The sequence below is a fragment of the Bradyrhizobium tunisiense genome (assembly GCF_042263385.1).
Classification (GTDB): Bacteria; Pseudomonadota; Alphaproteobacteria; order Rhizobiales; family Xanthobacteraceae; genus Bradyrhizobium; species Bradyrhizobium tunisiense.
In genome coordinates, this window is the sequence record NZ_JBHLEV010000013.1 from 100,200 (window position 1) to 116,991 (window position 16,792).

Consider the following 16,792-nt stretch of genomic DNA (forward strand, 5'->3'; position numbering starts at 1 on the left):
ACTGGCTGGGGTAAAGCGTAGTCACCCAGTCGCACGTTGGCAACAAGACAAGCCCCGGTTGGGAAGCTTGCCCTTGGCCCGCCGCCGCCCAGCCTTCATGCCCGTCACCCCTGATAGGCAAACAGCTCGATCGGATCGCTGAAGCCGCGCACCTCGTGCTTGCCGACATGCTCCAGCTCGAACTTCGGCTCCACCAGCTCGGCGAAGTCGCGTGACAGCAGCACTGTTCGTCCCAACTGCTTGGTCAGGGCTTCCAGGCGGGAGGCCATGTTGACGGCAGGACCGATCACGGTGAAGTCGAGCCGACTGCTCGATCCGATATTGCCGTACATGACGTCGCCAACGTGGACGCCGATGCCGTAGTTCAGCGGTGCGCGGCTGGTCGCTTTGTTGCGCTCGTTCAGCGCGACCATGGCTTGGCGCGCTTCGGTCACGGCATGGAGCAGGTCGGCGCAGGCATTGGGCTGGCTCAGCGGAAAGATCGCGAGCAGGCCGTCCCCGATGAATTTGAGGATCTCGCCGCCATGCCGCGCGATGGGTTCGGACATCGCGTCGAAATAATCGTTGAGCAGATCGATGACGTCGTCGCGCGGCCAGTTGTCGGAGATTTTGGTGAAATCGCGCAAGTCGCAGATCATGATCGCCGCGCGCACCGTCGTGCCGGTGCCGCGCCTGGTAGCGCCGGCGAGGATCAGCTCGCCGGCATGGGACCCGACATAGGTCTCGAGCAGCGTGCGCGCCAGGCGGTTCTTGATGCGGATCTCGCTGACCAGCGCCAGCACCGGCATCACCTTCTTCAGGCTGGCGATATCCGCCTCGGCGAACCCGCCGGGCCGGTCGGTCGCGAAAGTGACGAGGTGACGCTTGCCGAGCGTGTGCAGGAGCGGCCAGGCCAGATAGTCCGTGAGGCCCAGCGATCGCATCTCATCGTAGAGCGCGTGCTTGCGCCCGAGCGAGGAGACCTGTTCGAGCCTCTCGCGCACCTCGTCGGCGCCGTCGAGGATTTCGTTGGCGGCGCTACCGATATATTCCGACCGCTCGCGGGCGTCGTAGTCGGCAAGCGTAATCTCCGCCTCTTGCTTGCCGTCGGACCACATCATGCGGGCCCCCAGCCATTGCGGATGATGGATCATCACGTGAAGCGTCGCCCGCTTGAGCGGGATGCCCGCCTGCTGCAGGCGGATGCACATTTGCGCAAAGATGTCGTCGATGAAGCGCTCGTCGCGCGTGCCGCTGGTCAACCAGTCGACGACGCCGTCGGCTTGCGTAGGGGCGTTGTTGTCTGGCGCGTTCATATCTGCCCCTTGAGCGGCGGTTTGCATCGCAGCACATATCGTGCCCCAGCTCCGCCGCGTCAACCTAGCCAGTTGCATGGATTGTGCGCACCCGCGCGACCGGCGCAGCTGCCGCCTAGCCGGTGAGCCGGATCGACGCCAGCACGGCCAGACCGGAGACGACCGCGAGCTTAGAGGCCGTGGTGAGCTCGACCTTCAGCGTGTCTTCGTGCGAAAGTGCAAAATCCTCAAGCCCGAGACGGAGGCGGCAATCGCCGCGCGCGGCGTAAACCAGGTGCGTGCCGGCAGCAAGCTGCCGCTCGCCGGGCTCGCGAAGCGCAAGGAGATCGATCTCGGCCGCCCCGCGCCGCGCCATCAGGTTCACGACCTCGACCGGCCCTGCCTCGAGCGCGGTCACGATCTCCGTCTCGCCGGTGAAGCGCACCGTCGTAAAAGGTTCACGCTCGTCGAAATCCTGCGCGGGCGACTTCAGCACCAGCCCGCGACCATTGACGACCATCTGGAGACGATCGATGCCGGGCATATGGGAGAACGGACCCGGCGCCACGATCGGTGTCGCGGCAAACCGCCAGAGCAGGCTGTTCCAATCCCTCGCCGGCGCATCTTCGCGCCAAGCTCCCGCAAGGTCGGTGAAGATGCCACCGCCGTTCTTCCAGGGCGAGCGCGTGTAGTCTTCAGGTTTGAGCAGTGTGGTCTTCATGGAGATCCTCGATACGATGGGAGTGCGGCGGAGCGTTCGCGTATGCTTCCAGAAACGGCTCAGCGGCCTTCCGCACCGTTTCAAGATGTGTGAACAGCGACACGTGGCCGCCGTCGGGAAGCGCGAGCAGCTTCGCCTGCGGGATTGCCCGACAAATGCTCTCGGCATGCGAGAACAGCACGACGTTGTCGGACGGCGCAGGCCCGACAAGCGGCACAGCGTCCGGGTTTGCGGTCATGTCGCGACCTCCGTTTCCGGGGCACCGACCTTCAGGTGACGCAGCAACGCCGTAGCGTCGCTTGGCGGCCGACGCTCGATCCGGCGATAGTCCCGCCCATCGGCTGTGCGGACGATCAGGCCGTGATCGCACAGCGCGCGGCGGAGCAAGGCATCATCGGCGAAAGCGTGTTGGCGATTCAACAATGCCTTGACCTGCGCCTCGGCAAGACTGCAGCGCGGCGGGAAGCCGGCCCACAACACCCAAAGGCTCAATTGCTGCATGCTATGCCGAGCCGGCCAGCGAAGCAGCCGCCGTAGTCGCCGAAATGGCGCGCCGCCCGTTGCACGCGCTTCAGATCGACCGCATCGCCCTGGGATGCCGGCGCCACGCGGTCATCAACGGAACTTCCGGCCGCACGTGCACGAAAATGCTGGTAATTCCTGTGTCCCGTCGCACGCGCGAGAATGTTGAGCAGCTCGACGTGCCCCGGTGGCGACGTCCGCTCCAGGAGCTGGGCGCGCACGGATTTCGCGAGCGCGGAGATGTCGCCCGCGACAAAGGCAATGGGAGTTCTGGCCATGACCAATCCTCGATGTGCCGATCCGGGTAGGATTGTCGGAGGTCACCGGCTTACGACGCGGCACGAGGTTGGTGTCGGTTCGATTGAGCCTTGCAGGTTTAGCTTCCCTCGCGGGACGGTGACGCCTGGGTGAACTGCAGACCCAAGCCCCCTTTACAACGGACGCCCGTCAAGCTCAAGAGCCTGACGTGAGATGCGCGTAAGCCGCGATCGGAGGCGCTGGGTGCCCCGGACTCCGACGCCGCTATTTCGACGCCAGTGCCGCCACAGGCCGCCAAGCAGCGTCCGGCCCGGCCGATGCGAGCTTGCGGCAGCGGTCGCGCATCAGCTCAGCTGGACGATCGTGGCCGCGCCGTTTCAATACCGTCTCGAAATCGGCTATCGCATCGGTGAACCGGCGCGCCCGATAGCTGGCAAGGCCGCGCTCGTAATCAGCGATCCAGGACGCATCGACGCTAGCGTCGTCATTCGCCATCCCGATCAGCTCGTAGACGGAGATCCCCTCTTCCCGTCCGTAGACAGCGATGCTGTCGAGCTCGCGCGTGACGACGGCGCCGCGCGCCAGACGTTCGGTCGTCTCGCCGATCAGGATCTGCGTGCCATAGGATTTATTGGCCCCTTCGAGCCGGCTGGCGACGTTCACGGCATCGCCGATCACGGTGTAGTTCAGCCGCAGCTCCGAGCCGATATTGCCGACCAGCATGCGGCCCGAATTGATTCCGATCCGGATCTGGAGCGGCTGGCCGAGATCGTCGACCAGCCCGGACTCTTCCACGGCCCTGCGGCAGGCGAGCGCGGCGCGGCAGCAGCGCGCGGCGTGATCGTCCTGCGGCTGCGGCGCGCCCCAGAACGCCATCACGGCGTCGCCGATGAATTTGTCGATGGTGCCGCCATTGGCGACGATCATCTCCGAGGTGACGTCGAGATAGCGCGACAGCAGCGGCACGACGCGATCGCCCAGCCGTTCGGACAGCCCGGTGAAGCCGGCAATGTCGATGAACATCACGCTGAGCTCCTGGACATAGCCGCCGGGCTTCGCCTCGACGCCCTGGTGCAGCAAATCACGAACGAGATCGGCCGGGATGAATTTTCGGAATGCGGACAGCCCGGCCGCCATCTCGGCAATCGCGCCCGACAGGCTCGCAATCTCCCTTAGCCGTGACGGATGGCGACGGACCTGCTCCAGCGCAAAGGCCTCGACATGACGTAGCTCGCCGACGACGAGCGACAGCGGCGCGGCAATGACGGAGCGCGCCAGCAACGCCGAGACGAGCGCTGCGAATACGGCACCGATCGCGAGGCCGAGGATCAGACGCCGCAGCGTCGTCTCGACCGGCCCGAGAAACTCGGCCTCGGGGATCACCGTGGCGAGCGACCAGCCGGGAAACGGCAGCGGCGTCAGCGTTACCTCGTAGGCCGCGCGGCCCGATGTGAGGCGGCTGCGCCACGCCTCTTTGCGGCCGTTCTCACCGGTCTTGTCGAGCGCCAGGCGCGCGAGCGGTAGCAGCTTCAGGTCGCCGCGCGCCGGATGGAGCTCGTCGGCCTCCTTGTCCGGCGCCGCGACGAGTTCGCCGCTGCCATCGACGATGAAGGCGGTCCCAGTGCGCCCGACCTCGAGCTGCGACAGGAAACGCGCAAGCCTCGTGTATTCGATGATGACGGCCAGAACGCCTTGCCGTTCCTGATAGACGTCGATCGGCCCGGCGAAGGCGATCGACGGCCGCTGGCCGGTCGCATGGTCCAGCACCCTGAACCATTGCGGATCGTCCGCCTTCAGCCCCGCCTTGAACCAGGCCTGATCGGCGACGCGGAACGAAGTCGGCTCGAAGCGGCGATTGGCGAATTCGATGTCGCCGGGCACGACGTCGTACTCATCGACTCGGCGCTCGCCAGGATGATCCGTCAGCGAGATCTCCATCATCTCCAGGCGGCGATCACCGAGCTTGTGCGCGGCGAAGTAGGAGCCGTCGGGCCAGCCGAAGGCGACCCAGGAAATCGTCGCCTGCGACTGCAATTGCGACAGAAACACGAATTCGCGCTTGTCGGCCTCGCGGGTGTCGAGCACGTTCTGCAGGAACAGGGTGCGGATCGCGGTGTGCGCGGCGCGCGCCTCGTCGACGATGGCCAAGACCTCCTTGCGCACCGCCGCCACGATCTGCTCGTTGATGGTCGAGGCGAGTTGCCGGCTGGTCGCCTCCGCGGTGCGCCACCACAGGAGGCTGGAGAGCGCGGCCGTCAACAGGATCGCCGTCAGGACCAGCGCGGACACCGCGAGGCGGATGCTGATCGTCAGCCTTGCGATCGTATGAAGCCGTCGTTCGGGATCAACCTTCATCGCTGTCTTCGCCTGCCGGTCCACCGCGCCACTGTCATGCTCTACGCCGCAGGCCCGCGCCCGTTACCTCTGGCATGAATAAGTCGTCCGTCGCCAATGCCCGGCGGCTACCGTCTCGATACGCCTTAAGCATTGGCTTTGAACGCAAGCTTGCCCGCCAATACCGGCCCAAGCGCACGCGTTGTGCGCCCAATCCAACCGGTCACGCCTTCGTGAACAGCAGTCCGTAACGCGGGCTGCGCGGGCAGCGAAGGACACCATGCGCGCATCGCCTGCTAGGCGATGCCATCTCGAACAGGAGAATCCCGATGTCTGCCAAGCATGCCGTCACCTCGCTGGTCCTCGCCGGCGCCCTATCCACCGCGCTCGCGAGCCTCGCCGCGGCCGGCCCGCTGACCAAGGCCGAGGGCGAGGCAGCCATGGCCGCCAAGAAAGAGAAGTGCTTCGGCGTCGCGCTGAAGGGCCAGAACGACTGCGCGGCGGGACCGGGCACGACCTGCCAGGGCACCTCAACCGTCGATTTCCAAGGCAACGCCTGGAAATTCGTGCAGGGCGGCACCTGCACCAGTATCGAGCTGCCGGGCGGCAAGAAGGGTTCGCTGAAGCCGGTCTAGCGGCCCGCACGAAGTCGCCGACAAGCACGAACGGAGCAGCACGATGAGCACGGTGATCAAGTCGACCCGACCAGCAGCCATGCCGCTCCGCTTCGCAATTCCCATCGGCGGCGTAGCCGGGACGAGCTTCAAGCCCGAGCATCTGGCCGATATCCTCGAGGCAGGACCTCGGCGTGGCTTCTTCGAAGTCCACGCCGAGAACTACATGGGCCATGGAGGCCCGCCGCATCGCGCGCTGGAGGCGATCCGCCGCGATCATGCGCTCTCGCTGCACGGCGTCTGCATGTCGATCGGCGGACCCCGGCCGCTCGACAAGGCGCATCTGGCGCGCTTTTGCGGCCTCGTCGCGCGCTATCAGCCGGCGCTGGTCTCCGAGCATCTGGCATGGTCGACCCATGAGACCAGCTTCTTCAACGATCTGTTGCCCCTGCCCTATACCGAAGCGACGTTGGCTTGCGTCTGCGATCACATCGACCAGGTGCAGGAAGCGATCCGCCGTCCGCTGCTGCTGGAGAACCCGTCAACCTATGTCACGTTTCGCGAATCCTCGATGCACGAGACCGAGTTCATCCGCGCAATTGCCGAGCGCACCGGCTGCGGGCTGCTGCTCGACGTCAACAACGTGTTCGTCTCCGCGACAAACCATGGCTTCTCGGCACTCGAATATCTCGCGGACTTCCCGCTGTCGCGGGTTGGGGAGATCCATCTCGCGGGCCATGCCGAGCAGGCGGACGACGAAGGAGATCCGCTGTTGATCGACAGTCACGACGGCCCGGTCGCTGACGCGGTCTGGAAGCTCTACGAGCTCGTCATCCAGCGCCGCGGTCCGGTGCCGACGCTGATCGAATGGGACAGCAAGATTCCGGACTGGCCGGTGCTGCAAGCGGAAGCCGCTGCTGCCCAGGCGATTCTCGACCGTCATCAGTCCCCAGCATTGGCGGAAGACCGCCATGCGGCCTGAACCCGACTTGTCTTTCGCCGCTGCGTTCGCGCCGGCACTGCTGGATCCGGCACGCAGCACGCCCGAGACCGTGTCCGGCCCGAACGGCAAGGCCGCGAGCCGGCGCTACGACGTCTACCGCAACAACGTCACCGTCAGCCTGATCGACGCGCTGGCCGCGGTCTATCCGGCGGTGCAGCGCATCACCGGCGCCGAGTTCTTCCGCGCCATGGCGCGCTTCCATGTTCGCAGCACCCCGCCCACCTCGCCGCTGCTGTTCGAGTATGGCCGCGACTTCCCGGAGTTCATTGTGCGTTATGAGCATGCGCAGGCCATGCCGTGGCTCGCCGACGTCGCGCGCATCGAGCGGGCCTGGCTCGATGCCTATCACGCAGCCGACGCTGCGCCGCTGTCGCCGGCGCGGCTTTCGGCGATCGCCCCGGAACGGCTTGCTGACACCATCTTCATCCCGCATCCGGCAATGCGGATCGTGCGTTCGCCGTTCTCTGCGGTGACGATCTTCGCCGCCAACCGCGACAACGCGCCGGTCGAGCGCATCGACGCGTCCACGCCGGAGGACGCCCTGATCACACGGCCCGAACTCGACGTCGCGGTCCGACATCTTCCGGCTGGCGGCGCCGTCTTTGCCTCTTGCCTCGCATCCGGCCGGCCGCTCGGCGAAGCTGCCGCGTCGGCACTGGATGCAGCGCCCGAATTCGACATTGCCATGAACATCGCCGGCCTGATCGAGGCCGGTGCATTCACCTCGCTTGCTGCTGGAGACGCATGATGATCACGGACCAACGCATGGCGTCGGGCAGCGGGCTGCCGTCGTTCTGGCTGCTCGTCGACAGGGCCAATCGGCTGGTGCAGACGATCGCCACCCCCTCGCTGGTCCAACTCGTGCTGCGCCTCGCGCTGGCGGTGCCGTTCTGGCGCTCGGGCCTGCTCAAATGGGACGGCTTCCTCAGGCTCAACGACACCGCCGTGACGTTGTTCAGCGACGAGTTCATGCTGCATCTGCCGGGCGGGCCCTATCACTTTCCGGCCCCGACGGTGATGGCGTTCCTGTCGGGCTGCGGCGAGGTCACGTTTCCGATCCTGCTGGTGCTGGGTCTCGGCACACGATTCGCAGGGCTGGGGCTGTTGTTCATGACCGTCATCGTCGAGCTCACCGTGCCCGACGGCTGGCCGATCCACCTCACCTGGGCGGCAATGGCGCTCGGCATCATGGCTTACGGACCCGGCAACATCTCGCTCGACCACCTGCTCTGTCGCGCGCGGTCGCAGGCGCGATAGATATACGTTTGTGTCTCCACCAGGTGCGCGCCCTTGCGCGCCTCAGGATGACGTCAGTGGGTGTGGCGCCCGAACGGCGGCCTCACATCCCGCTCAAGCCGCTATCCACCGCCAGCGTCTGCGCGGTGACGTAGACGCTCTCATCCGACAGGAAGAACAGCACGGCGTAGGCAATCTCCCAGGCTGTCGCCTGACGGCCGAAGGGGACGTGGCCCTTGCCGCGCGAGGGGCGGCCCGCGCCGGCTTCGCGGCCGTTGGGGGTATCGACGAGGCCGGGATAGACCAGGTTGGCGCGGATGCCGCGGCGGGAGCCGAGATGGGCGATGTTGCGCATCAGGCCGCCGAGCGCGGCCTTTGAGGAATCATACACCGCCATCTGCGAGCCCGCTTTCAGCGCGGCAATGGAGGAGATGAAGACGATGGCGCCGCCATCGTCAAGCTTCGGCAGAGCCGCGCGGCAACACAGCATGGGGCCGCGGACGTTGACGTCGTAGATCGCATTCCACTCCTCGGCACTGACGGCATCGAGCCCGACCTTGCCGAAGGTGCCGATGTTCAGCACCATGCCGTCGAGGCCGCCCATCATGCGATTGGCTTGCTCGATCATGCCTTGGACGTCGGCCTCAGACGTAACGTCGGCAGCGATCGCAAGAGCCTCGCCACCCTCATCGGTGATGCGCTTGACGGTCTGCTCGGCAGAGCTGCGATTGAGATCGGCGACCGCGACCTTCGCACCTTCACGTGCGCATAGAATGCTCATGGCACGGCCGTTGCCGATCGGGTCGGAGGCGGCATCGAACACACGCTGCCCGCCGCCGACGATCAGGATGCGGCGGCCCTTCAGGCGCCCCCTGCCCGGCGCCTCTCCCAACGATTCCGAGCTGTGCGGACGTACGTAGCGCTCCGGCTTGCTCTCGGCTTCCGACATCTCAGCCGCCCTATTTCTTGCCGCCGTCGTAAACCTTCATGCCTGCGGCGGGATCGAGATCGGTTTCGGTCGCCTCGGTAAGGCGTGCCATCATCATGTAGAAGCCGAGCGCGACGATGGATTCGACGATCTCCTGGTCGCTGAAATGCTTTCGCGCGGCGGCAAAGGTCGCTTCGGGCACGCGGACGTTCTCGACCACCTCACGGCCGAATTTCAGCAGCGCGCGCTCGGGATCGCTTAAGCCGGCGGCATCGTAGTCAGCGCGCTCGACTGCATCGAGCTGCGCTTGCGTGCAGCCGACGCCGAGCGCGATCGGCACGTGCTGGCGCCATTCATAGGCACCCCCTTCGAGCTGGGCCGCCTGGAGGATCAGCAGTTCCCGGTTGACCGCCGAGAGCTTCTGCTTGTGCAGGATCGAGTTGCCGAGCCGCATCGCCGGGATCATGTTGGCCTCGGCATGGGCCATCATGCGGAAGATGTTGAGCTTGACCGGCATGCGGTCGAACGAGGCGCGGATGTCGCCGCTCGTCGTCTCCGGATCAATCAGGGGCAGCCTTGCCACGTTTCTCTCCCTTGGGCTTCCGTTTCTTGTTGTCGGTATCGTTGCCTGCCGCGATCAGCGACAGGAAGAAGGCGAGATAGCGGTCGATCGCCTCGATCACCTTCGCTCGCGGCGAGGGTGCCGCGCCCATCACATAGTGCTCGAGGCGGATGTAGATCAGGCCTGCCGCGAACAGCCGCGCGGTCTCGCGCGGGTCCGGCGTCGACACGAGGCCCGCCAGCGCGAAGCCGCGGAAGTAGTCCGTCATCAGGCTCTGCTCGCGCGCGTAGAAATGATCGGCGAATTTTGCGCGGATGCCGGGCACACGGTTGCGCTCGGCGGTGATGACTTTCTGGAACTGGTGTTCGCGCGGGTCGGACCATTGCTCGACGAGGTCGAGTGCGAACTGGCGGCAGAACGCGGCAGGCTGGCGCGCGAGCTGCTTGTAGCGCGGCTCTTCCAGCCGGCTCGCCGAACTCGCCGGACCGTGCTCGCTGACGATCGCCTCCAGGATCGCGGCCTTGCCGGGAAAGTGATTGTAAAGGCTGCTCTCGCGGATGCCGACGCGGCGCGCCAGCTCGCGCATCGAGGCGCCGCCATAGCCGCTCTGCGCAAACAGGCTGAGCGCCTCGGTGAGGATGCGCTCTCGTGTCGAAGGCGCAGCCGCTTCCGCCGCGTTGGAGGTGTGGACAGCCATGATCACTTGACTAGCGAACGATCGTTCGCTAGTCAACCGCACGAACGATCGTTCGTTTCACCTCGCGTTTCAACTCCGCCCGAAGAACAAGCGGAGAGCAATTTTTGGGAGAATGGTTCATGGCGCGCTTCGCCCGCCTTCGCTTGCTTCGGGCCGTAACATGGTCGTTGGTCGCAACGTTGCCCGCGATGTTGCCGGCGCACGCCGAGGATCCAGCCGCCTACCCCACGCACAAGATCAAGATGCTGCTGCCTTATGCGGCCGGCGGCGGCGGCGACGTGGTCGGCCGGCTGCTTGCCGAGAGAATGGGCAGGACGCTCGGACAGAGCATCTATATCGAGAACCACACGGGCGCGGCCGGCACGCTCGGCACGCAGATGGTCGCGACGTCGCCCAATGACGGCTACACCATCACCGTCGGCGGCATGACCACGCATGTACTGGCACCGGCGATCTATCCAAAGCTGCCCTACGATTCGATCAGGGATTTCACGACCATCGGGCGTGTCGGGACGTCCTCGATCATGCTGGTCGCGACCAAGAATTTCCCGGCCAACGACATCAAAGGTCTGATCGCGCTCGCCAGGAAGGGCGAGCCGATCCAGTACGGCAGCTGGGGCGTCGGCTCGACCGGGCAATTCTGTGCCGAAATCCTGATGCAGCAGACCGGCATCAAGATGGACCACGTGCCGTTCAACGGCATCGCGAAGCTGGCCGGCGACCTGCTCGGCGGCCACATCTCGCTGGCGACCCTCGACGTCGCGACCGCGACGCCACTGGTGAAGGAGGGATCGATCAAGGCGCTGGCCGCCTGCGGCGAGCGTTCGCCGAGCCTGCCCGACGTCGCCAGCTACAAGGAGCAGGGCGTGCCGTTCGACCGCAGCCTGTCCTGGGCGATGTATGCGCCCGCGGGGCTCGCGCCGCCCATCGCCACGAAGCTGTCGGCGGCGCTGAAGGATGCGCTCGGCGACGCCGTCGTGAAGGAGAAGCTGCTGGCGCTCGGCATCACGCCGCAATTCATCCCCGGCGAAGAGCAGCGCGACATCAACGCCCGCGACATCGCGGCCTGGAAGCAGGTTGCCAAGGACGCAGGCATTGAGGTCAAGTGATCGAGTGACGAGAGGAGCGCGAGCATGAGCCGCATCTTCGGCGCGGTGCGCCAGAACGGCTACGTCGTGCGGGACATCCAGGCTGCGATGAAGCATTGGATCGAGGTGATGCGCGTCGGCCCCTGGTACTACATGGACCGCGTCAAGACCGACTGGTTCCGTCATCGCGGCCAGGATTCAGCCGTCGAGATGAGCATTGCGCTCGCCAATTCCGGCGACCTCCAGATCGAGCTGATCCAGCAGCGCAACGATGCGCCTTCGCTGTACAAGGAGTTCCTCGACGCCGGCCACGAGGGCCTGCAGCACATGTCCTATTGGAGCCTCGACTATCAGGCGCTCTACGACAAGGCCCTCGGGCTCGGCTACAGGATCGGCCACGAGGGCCAGATCGGCGGCGACAAGGGCCGCTTTGCCTATTTCGACACCCAGGCCCATCCGGGCACGGTGATCGAGATCTCCGACATCAGCGGCACCAAGGGGCCGTTCTTCGAGCGTGTCCGTCAGGCGGCGTTGAACTGGGACGGCACGCGGCCGATCCGTGAGGTCGGGGCAAAATCGTAAGGCCCCGTCATGGACCTCGCCAATGCCCTTCGAGGGCGCGCAAGACGATGCAGGAGCCGGCCGGGTTCACGTCATTGCTGGCGCGGTAGACGGCTATCCATGGTAGGATGAGCCCCGCATTCGAACCTGCAGCGAGGCAACATGTCCGACACTGACAAGGTTTTCGCCGGCTCGATTCCGAAAATCTACGACGAGTATCTCGTCCCGATGATCTTCTCCGTCTACGCGGAGGACATCGCAAGACGCGTCGCGGCCCGCTCTCCTGCCGTGCTGCTCGAGATCGCCGCGGGCACCGGCGCCGTGACGCGCGCCGTGGCAGCGGCGCTGCCGCGCGGCATCCGCTATGTCGCGACCGACCTCAACGAGCCCATGCTCGCGGTCGCTGCGCAACGCCAGGCCGATGACGATCGGATCACCTGGCGCCAGGCCGACGCAATGGCTCTCCCCTTTGGCGACGGCGAGTTCGACGTGGTCTGCTGCCAATTCGGCGCCATGTTCTTTCCGGACCGTGTCAAGGCTTACAAAGAGGTGAAGCGCGTCCTGAAGCGCGACGGCACGTTCGTGTTCAACGTCTGGGATCGGATCGAGGACAATGTGCTGTCGCATGAAGCAACGCTGGCGCTTGCAAAGCTATTTCCCGACGACCCGCCGCGATTCATGGTTCGCACGCCGCACGGCTATTGCGACAAGACCGTCATCAGGACCGACCTCGAACGCGCAGGCTTCCGCGACATCTCGATCGAGACGCGATCCGAGATCAGCCGCGCGCCATCGCCCGAATACGTCGCGCTCGCCCTCTGTCAGGGCACGCCGCTGCGCAGCGAGATCGAGACAAGGGATGCCAGCAAGCTTCAGGCTGCGACCGACATCGTCGCCGAGACAATCCTGACGCGTCATGGAGCCGGAGCGGTGGAAGGCAAGATTCAGGCTGTGGTGATCGAAGCGCGGTCGTAGCTGCAGGCCGCCGCCCGGGGCGCCGTCCTGCCTCCTACCACCAGCTTCGCTGCATCGGCTGCGTCGACTGATAGTATTGATACTGGCCGCGCTGCCGGCGTGGAGCCGGCTGTACGTAGGGGTCACGCTGGTAGAAGAAGCCGAAGCCGTTGCCGCCATTGTCCCAGCCGTCGTCGCTGGCGATCATGTCGGGGGCGGTCGGCTTGCGGGTGATGAAGCCGCCCTGCGGCTCGTTTTTCAGCACCGCGACGAACTCCGTCCGGTAGTTGGTCTCGCTGCTCAGCGGCTCGTCCGAGATGACGATCGAGGAGCGCGGCAATGCGGTCGGCCCGATGCGATCCCAAACGTCCTGCGGGATCGTGATGCGGTCGAGGGCATTGCGAGCCTCGTCGCCGTTTTCGATCGTGACCACGCTCCAGCGCAGGCCCGTGTCGGTCTTCGCCATCGCCGTGAAGATATGCGTGCCGAGCGGCCGCTCGGGATTGCGGATCGTGACGGGGACCTCGATGCTGGTGTCGAACACCTCGCCGCCGCCGTCGGGCGCCGGCTTGTGCGTGTTTCGCCGCACATAGAGCTTCTGCGTCTCGCGGCTGATATAGACCGAGACCGGCTCGCCCGCGAGTTTCGCGTCGGTCGCGGCCTTCACCGCCTCGGCCCTTCTGGCGGCAGTGGCCTTGGCGGCGTCCTTCGTTGCAGCAACGGCATCGCGCTTCGGCTGCGCGGCCGCCCTGGCGGCGTCGAGCTGCGTCGCCGCGTCGGCGGCCTTGGCTGCCGCCTTCTGCTTCAACTCCTCAGCCTTGGCGCGGGCCTGATCGTTCTTGACGTTTGCGAGCGTCTTGTCGGCGAAAGCGAGCTCGGCATCGGCGCGGGCCTTCTGCTGTTCCAGCTTGCGCAGCGTGGCAGGGAGCGAAGCAGCTTCCTTCGCGGCAGCAGATGCAGCCTTCTTGGCCTCGTCGGCGGCCCTTGTCGCCTCTTCGGCCTCGGCGGAGAGCTTGTTCGCCCGGCCGGGGACGGCAGCGATGGCCTCCGGCTTCGGCACGAAGAGCGAGGGATGAGAGAAATCGGTCGGGACCGTGTCGTGAGGCGAGACGATCACGCGCATGCCGATATAGGTCTTGTCGAACACGTTCTCGGCAAAGCCGAACGGCATCCGCACGCAGCCGTGCGAGGCGGCATAACCGGGCAGCGGTCCGCCATGCAGGGCGATGCCGTTCCAGGTGATGCGCTGCATATGCGGCATCCAGGCATCGTCATACAGGCTCGAGCGATGCTCCCGGTTCTTCTCGAGGATGGCGAACACGCCGGCCGGCGTCTCGCGTCCCGTAGTGCCGGTCGACACCGGCGCGCGCACGATCCAACCGTCGGCGTCGTAGAAGGTGACCTGCTGGCTCTTGATCGATACGATCGCCATGATCGGATCACCCGCCTGCCGCTGCGCCACCGCCTCCGCCGGCTGGCGCGCCTGCTTGGCCGCCCCGGCCGGGGGCAGGGCGCCAAACGCGACCATCGCCGCCAGCGTCACAATTCCGGGAGGGCCCCAACGCCGCGTTGCCAGGGTGGATTGCGCCGTCGTCGGTCGGTCTCTCATGCCATGCCCCGGTCGGAATGCCAGTCCGCGCTCATGTCGATTACGTGTCAGATTGCGATCTTTGGATTAAGAAATCGCAGCCGCCATACGTTCCGTCTGTGGCGATATTCGGCCCGCTTCGGCAACAAATCTCTCATATACGACGGCTTACGCAGGCGGAAGGGTGGCTTGAGCCTGAGGCTGGTCCGAGGCTGGGTCTCTCGCTGCGGCGAAACGTCCGCCTGGAGGGTCGGATCCGCCGGTTCTTGGACCTCACCGGGAATGAACGGCGCCAGCGATCACGATCCGGATCACGCGATGCGGCAAGAACGCATATGTCCTTGGGACGGACAGCGTTTCAGGAGGTCGCCAGCACCTTCCGACCGAACCTCGGCAATCACTGCAACCGCGGTGCGGACATTCACGCCTTCAGCGGCCTGGCCGCAGGCGTGCCGCCAGCGGCGAGGCGGCTGAGGTCAAGGTTGCCTCTCCAAAGGAGACGAGTTGCAGCCGCTCCTCGTCCCATAAGGTCAGCCGCACGGTTCGCAAGCTCTGGACCAGCGTAATCCGTCCGACGGCGGCGAGCTGTGGATGGTCCCGCAACACCTCCGGCAGGCGATAGCAGGGAATTCGACTGCACAAATGATGGACGTGGTGGACGCCGATATTCGCCGTAAACCACCGCAAGACACGCGGTAATTGGTAGTGCGAGCTGCCGTGCAGTGCGGCATCGTGAAAATTCCAGGTCTCGTCATGTGACCAGTAGGTGTGCTCGAACTGGTGCTGGACGTAGAACAGCCAGACACCGATGGACGCCGCCAGAACGACGATCGGTAGGTGTACCAGCAGGAATGGCCCATAGCCGACCAGCCAAATCATCGCGGCGACCAGAATCGCGATGGCGGCGTTCGTGCCCATCGTACTCAGCCAAGGGGTCCAGCCGCCGCGCATCAACCCAATCGGCACCCGATGCTTGAAGATGAACAAATAGGTGGGACCGACACCAAACATCACGATGGGATGCCGATACAGCCGGTATAGCACCCGACGCCATCGCGGCTGGTCGCGAAACTCGCGCACGGTCAACGTATCAATGTCGCCCAAGCCCCGGTGATCGAGATTGCCGGAGTTCGCATGATGGCGGGCATGGTTATGCCGCCAATAATCATATGGTGTCAGCGTCACCACACCGATGGCTCGGCCGACCCAATCGTTCACAGCCCGGCCGCGGAAGAAAGAGCCATGTCCGCAATCATGCTGGATCATGAACAGACGGACCAGCAAGCCCGCAGCAGGGACCTCGAACAGCACGGCGAACCAATAGCCCTGGTCAAGAGCGGCCCAAATCAGCGCCCAGATGAAGCAGAGCGGAACTGCCGTGATCGCCAATTCGAGAACACCGCGTACACTGTCGGGCTCGCGATAGCGAACGAGCGACTGCACGGATGCGCGCATCTCCGGCATTCCTTGCGGCATTTCCGCCTGCTCCAAAAAAGTACTGCGATCGCCCGGACGCCTTCGGCAGCGGTTCGGAAATCGTGCCCCGCACGCGCCCATACTGGTCAGGGCTTAGATATCCTGCTGAGCAATATTGCTCACATCAGGCGCGCCGCAAACGGATCGGGGCCAGATTAGACGCGTTCGCGGCCGGCGATTCCCGCAATGTGAGCAATATTGAACAGTGGCTGACGGACGGGCGCGGCATGCTCATCGTTACGCGGCCGGCGAATCGGCTGTCATCGGCGGCGGCTTCGGGTCCGGCATACGCCGCCATATGAGGAGTAGCTTCATATGTCCGAGGTCTATAGTCGTCCAGAACCGACCTTGATCCCGATACCACGACCACACTGCCCGGCCTGCCAGAGCCGCATGATGCTGATTCAGGTCGGGGCAAGTCGCGACGGCCTCAATCTGCGCATCTTCAAATGCTCCAAGTGCGGGAACGTCCATGAATCTCTGGCCGATCCGATGAGATCAACCGAATAGCAGCTGAAGGAGCGCGCGCAAGAAAGCGGCCCTGGCACGGGGGTAGGAACCAGGACCGCCCTTCATCAGATATGATGAGTGGGCATCACATCCGGTCGTCATCACCAAGTCACCCCGACGACGTTCGTTCCAGGCATATTCTCACGACGCGGCTACCAGCGCTTGCGCCAAGCGCCGCCCCAGCTGCTTCGTCCGCGGACGAGCCCGATGATCAAGAGCAGCAGGACCGCACCCACCACAGCGTTGACAATCTGCGAGACGACACCCGAACCGGGATGAATCCCCAGCTGCGGAATGATCAAGCTCGCAATGAAGGCCCCTGTTATTCCCACGACGAGATCACCAACCAAGCCCAGGCCGGTGCCCATGACGATCTGGCACGCGAGCCAACCGGCCGCGATGCCCACAGCCAATATGACGAAAAGGCCCTCACCAGATATGTTCATTTCACATCCTCAGCATCGGA

At 65.1% G+C, this 16,792-nt stretch carries 19 protein-coding genes; 7 read left to right on the forward strand and 12 right to left on the reverse strand.

Annotated features, from left to right (window positions below; all coding sequences use genetic code 11):
* Nucleotides 1-104 precede the first annotated feature (104 nt).
* The 6 genes from ACFDR6_RS34945 to ACFDR6_RS34970 form a co-directional block, all read right to left on the reverse strand.
* Nucleotides 105-1,295 (reverse strand): adenylate/guanylate cyclase domain-containing protein, encoded by a 1,191-nt coding sequence (locus ACFDR6_RS34945; protein WP_317240808.1) that lies wholly within the window; start codon nt 1,293-1,295, stop codon nt 105-107.
* A gap of 115 nt (nt 1,296-1,410) precedes the next feature.
* Nucleotides 1,411-1,995 carry a HutD/Ves family protein gene (locus ACFDR6_RS34950; RefSeq protein WP_317240809.1) on the reverse strand — a complete coding sequence of 195 codons (585 nt, stop codon included), beginning with the start codon at nt 1,993-1,995 and terminating at the stop codon, nt 1,411-1,413.
* Nucleotides 1,970-2,233 (reverse strand): alpha/beta fold hydrolase, encoded by a 264-nt coding sequence (locus ACFDR6_RS34955; RefSeq protein ID WP_317240810.1) that lies wholly within the window; start codon nt 2,231-2,233, stop codon nt 1,970-1,972. The genes ACFDR6_RS34950 and ACFDR6_RS34955 overlap by 26 nt, the downstream gene beginning before the upstream one ends.
* Nucleotides 2,230-2,496, reverse strand: coding sequence for a DUF2087 domain-containing protein (locus ACFDR6_RS34960; protein ID WP_375861130.1), 267 nt, complete (start codon nt 2,494-2,496; stop codon nt 2,230-2,232). The genes ACFDR6_RS34955 and ACFDR6_RS34960 overlap by 4 nt, the downstream gene beginning before the upstream one ends.
* Nucleotides 2,484-2,795: a hypothetical protein gene (locus tag ACFDR6_RS34965; RefSeq protein WP_375861131.1), complete on the reverse strand. Its 312-nt coding sequence runs from the start codon at nt 2,793-2,795 to the stop codon at nt 2,484-2,486. Before ACFDR6_RS34965 ends, ACFDR6_RS34960 begins: the two co-directional genes overlap by 13 nt.
* A gap of 244 nt (nt 2,796-3,039) precedes the next feature.
* Nucleotides 3,040-5,130, reverse strand: coding sequence for an adenylate/guanylate cyclase domain-containing protein (locus ACFDR6_RS34970; RefSeq protein WP_375861132.1), 2,091 nt, complete (start codon nt 5,128-5,130; stop codon nt 3,040-3,042).
* A gap of 308 nt (nt 5,131-5,438) precedes the next feature.
* On the opposite strand from ACFDR6_RS34970, the gene ACFDR6_RS34975 reads away from it, so the two are divergent.
* The 4 genes from ACFDR6_RS34975 to ACFDR6_RS34990 are packed head-to-tail and all read left to right on the forward strand — an operon-like array spanning nt 5,439 to nt 7,983.
* On the forward strand, nt 5,439-5,744 hold the full coding sequence (locus ACFDR6_RS34975; protein WP_212092751.1) for a BufA1 family periplasmic bufferin-type metallophore: 306 nt from the start codon (nt 5,439-5,441) through the stop codon (nt 5,742-5,744).
* A 43-nt stretch (nt 5,745-5,787) separates the two neighbouring features.
* Complete coding sequence (gene bufB, locus ACFDR6_RS34980) at nt 5,788-6,705, forward strand: MNIO family bufferin maturase (RefSeq protein ID WP_375861133.1); 918 nt, start codon at nt 5,788-5,790, stop codon at nt 6,703-6,705.
* Complete coding sequence (locus ACFDR6_RS34985; protein WP_375861134.1) at nt 6,695-7,474, forward strand: HvfC/BufC N-terminal domain-containing protein; 780 nt, start codon at nt 6,695-6,697, stop codon at nt 7,472-7,474. Before bufB ends, ACFDR6_RS34985 begins: the two co-directional genes overlap by 11 nt.
* On the forward strand, nt 7,474-7,983 hold the full coding sequence (locus ACFDR6_RS34990; protein WP_212092754.1) for a DoxX family protein: 510 nt from the start codon (nt 7,474-7,476) through the stop codon (nt 7,981-7,983). Before ACFDR6_RS34985 ends, ACFDR6_RS34990 begins: the two co-directional genes overlap by 1 nt.
* A gap of 82 nt (nt 7,984-8,065) precedes the next feature.
* Here the strand turns inward: ACFDR6_RS34990 and ACFDR6_RS34995 are convergent, their stop codons facing one another.
* Genes ACFDR6_RS34995 through ACFDR6_RS35005 form a run of 3 tightly spaced genes read right to left on the reverse strand, consistent with a single transcriptional unit; the run spans nt 8,066 to nt 10,149 of the window.
* The gene (locus ACFDR6_RS34995; protein ID WP_212092755.1) at nt 8,066-8,911 is read right to left on the reverse strand and encodes an SDR family NAD(P)-dependent oxidoreductase; all 846 of its coding nucleotides are present in this window, start codon (nt 8,909-8,911) and stop codon (nt 8,066-8,068) included.
* Nucleotides 8,912-8,921: 10 nt separating this feature from the next.
* Nucleotides 8,922-9,473, reverse strand: a complete 552-nt coding sequence (locus ACFDR6_RS35000) for a carboxymuconolactone decarboxylase family protein (protein ID WP_212092756.1) — start codon at nt 9,471-9,473, stop codon at nt 8,922-8,924.
* Entirely contained in the window at nt 9,451-10,149 is a 699-nt protein-coding gene (locus ACFDR6_RS35005; RefSeq protein WP_375861135.1) for a TetR/AcrR family transcriptional regulator, read from the reverse strand. The genes ACFDR6_RS35000 and ACFDR6_RS35005 overlap by 23 nt, the downstream gene beginning before the upstream one ends.
* Nucleotides 10,150-10,268: 119 nt before the next feature.
* Between ACFDR6_RS35005 and ACFDR6_RS35010 the strand changes: the two genes are divergently transcribed.
* The 3 genes from ACFDR6_RS35010 (at nt 10,269) to ACFDR6_RS35020 (ending at nt 12,773) form a co-directional block, all read left to right on the forward strand.
* Nucleotides 10,269-11,258 carry a Bug family tripartite tricarboxylate transporter substrate binding protein gene (locus ACFDR6_RS35010; protein ID WP_375861136.1) on the forward strand — a complete coding sequence of 330 codons (990 nt, stop codon included), beginning with the start codon at nt 10,269-10,271 and terminating at the stop codon, nt 11,256-11,258.
* Between the two features lie 24 nt (nt 11,259-11,282).
* On the forward strand, nt 11,283-11,819 hold the full coding sequence (locus ACFDR6_RS35015; protein ID WP_212092759.1) for a VOC family protein: 537 nt from the start codon (nt 11,283-11,285) through the stop codon (nt 11,817-11,819).
* A gap of 141 nt (nt 11,820-11,960) precedes the next feature.
* Nucleotides 11,961-12,773: a class I SAM-dependent methyltransferase gene (locus ACFDR6_RS35020; RefSeq protein ID WP_375861137.1), complete on the forward strand. Its 813-nt coding sequence runs from the start codon at nt 11,961-11,963 to the stop codon at nt 12,771-12,773.
* Between the two features lie 34 nt (nt 12,774-12,807).
* Here the strand turns inward: ACFDR6_RS35020 and ACFDR6_RS35025 are convergent, their stop codons facing one another.
* The 3 genes from ACFDR6_RS35025 to ACFDR6_RS35035 form a co-directional block, all read right to left on the reverse strand.
* Nucleotides 12,808-14,361: a L,D-transpeptidase gene (locus tag ACFDR6_RS35025; protein ID WP_375861138.1), complete on the reverse strand. Its 1,554-nt coding sequence runs from the start codon at nt 14,359-14,361 to the stop codon at nt 12,808-12,810.
* Between the two features lie 408 nt (nt 14,362-14,769).
* A complete protein-coding gene (locus ACFDR6_RS35030; protein WP_375861139.1) occupies nt 14,770-15,816 on the reverse strand; it encodes a fatty acid desaturase in 1,047 nt (348 codons plus the stop codon).
* A gap of 662 nt (nt 15,817-16,478) precedes the next feature.
* On the reverse strand, nt 16,479-16,772 hold the full coding sequence (locus tag ACFDR6_RS35035) for a GlsB/YeaQ/YmgE family stress response membrane protein (RefSeq protein ID WP_212092762.1): 294 nt from the start codon (nt 16,770-16,772) through the stop codon (nt 16,479-16,481).
* Nucleotides 16,773-16,792: the final 20 nt, after the last annotated feature.

Coding starts and splice junctions, on each gene's coding strand:
- ACFDR6_RS34945 (WP_317240808.1), bottom strand. CDS start 1,295: ATGAACGCGCCAGACAACAACGCCCCTACGCAAGCCGACGGCGTCGTC.
- ACFDR6_RS34950 (WP_317240809.1), bottom strand. CDS start 1,995: ATGAAGACCACACTGCTCAAACCTGAAGACTACACGCGCTCGCCCTGG.
- ACFDR6_RS34955 (WP_317240810.1), bottom strand. CDS start 2,233: ATGACCGCAAACCCGGACGCTGTGCCGCTTGTCGGGCCTGCGCCGTCC.
- ACFDR6_RS34960 (WP_375861130.1), bottom strand. CDS start 2,496: ATGCAGCAATTGAGCCTTTGGGTGTTGTGGGCCGGCTTCCCGCCGCGC.
- ACFDR6_RS34965 (WP_375861131.1), bottom strand. CDS start 2,795: ATGGCCAGAACTCCCATTGCCTTTGTCGCGGGCGACATCTCCGCGCTC.
- ACFDR6_RS34970 (WP_375861132.1), bottom strand. CDS start 5,130: ATGAAGGTTGATCCCGAACGACGGCTTCATACGATCGCAAGGCTGACG.
- ACFDR6_RS34975 (WP_212092751.1), top strand. CDS start 5,439: ATGTCTGCCAAGCATGCCGTCACCTCGCTGGTCCTCGCCGGCGCCCTA.
- bufB (WP_375861133.1), top strand. CDS start 5,788: ATGAGCACGGTGATCAAGTCGACCCGACCAGCAGCCATGCCGCTCCGC.
- ACFDR6_RS34985 (WP_375861134.1), top strand. CDS start 6,695: ATGCGGCCTGAACCCGACTTGTCTTTCGCCGCTGCGTTCGCGCCGGCA.
- ACFDR6_RS34990 (WP_212092754.1), top strand. CDS start 7,474: ATGATCACGGACCAACGCATGGCGTCGGGCAGCGGGCTGCCGTCGTTC.
- ACFDR6_RS34995 (WP_212092755.1), bottom strand. CDS start 8,911: ATGTCGGAAGCCGAGAGCAAGCCGGAGCGCTACGTACGTCCGCACAGC.
- ACFDR6_RS35005 (WP_375861135.1), bottom strand. CDS start 10,149: ATGGCTGTCCACACCTCCAACGCGGCGGAAGCGGCTGCGCCTTCGACA.
- ACFDR6_RS35010 (WP_375861136.1), top strand. CDS start 10,269: ATGGCGCGCTTCGCCCGCCTTCGCTTGCTTCGGGCCGTAACATGGTCG.
- ACFDR6_RS35015 (WP_212092759.1), top strand. CDS start 11,283: ATGAGCCGCATCTTCGGCGCGGTGCGCCAGAACGGCTACGTCGTGCGG.
- ACFDR6_RS35020 (WP_375861137.1), top strand. CDS start 11,961: ATGTCCGACACTGACAAGGTTTTCGCCGGCTCGATTCCGAAAATCTAC.
- ACFDR6_RS35025 (WP_375861138.1), bottom strand. CDS start 14,361: ATGAGAGACCGACCGACGACGGCGCAATCCACCCTGGCAACGCGGCGT.
- ACFDR6_RS35030 (WP_375861139.1), bottom strand. CDS start 15,816: ATGCCGCAAGGAATGCCGGAGATGCGCGCATCCGTGCAGTCGCTCGTT.
- ACFDR6_RS35035 (WP_212092762.1), bottom strand. CDS start 16,772: ATGAACATATCTGGTGAGGGCCTTTTCGTCATATTGGCTGTGGGCATC.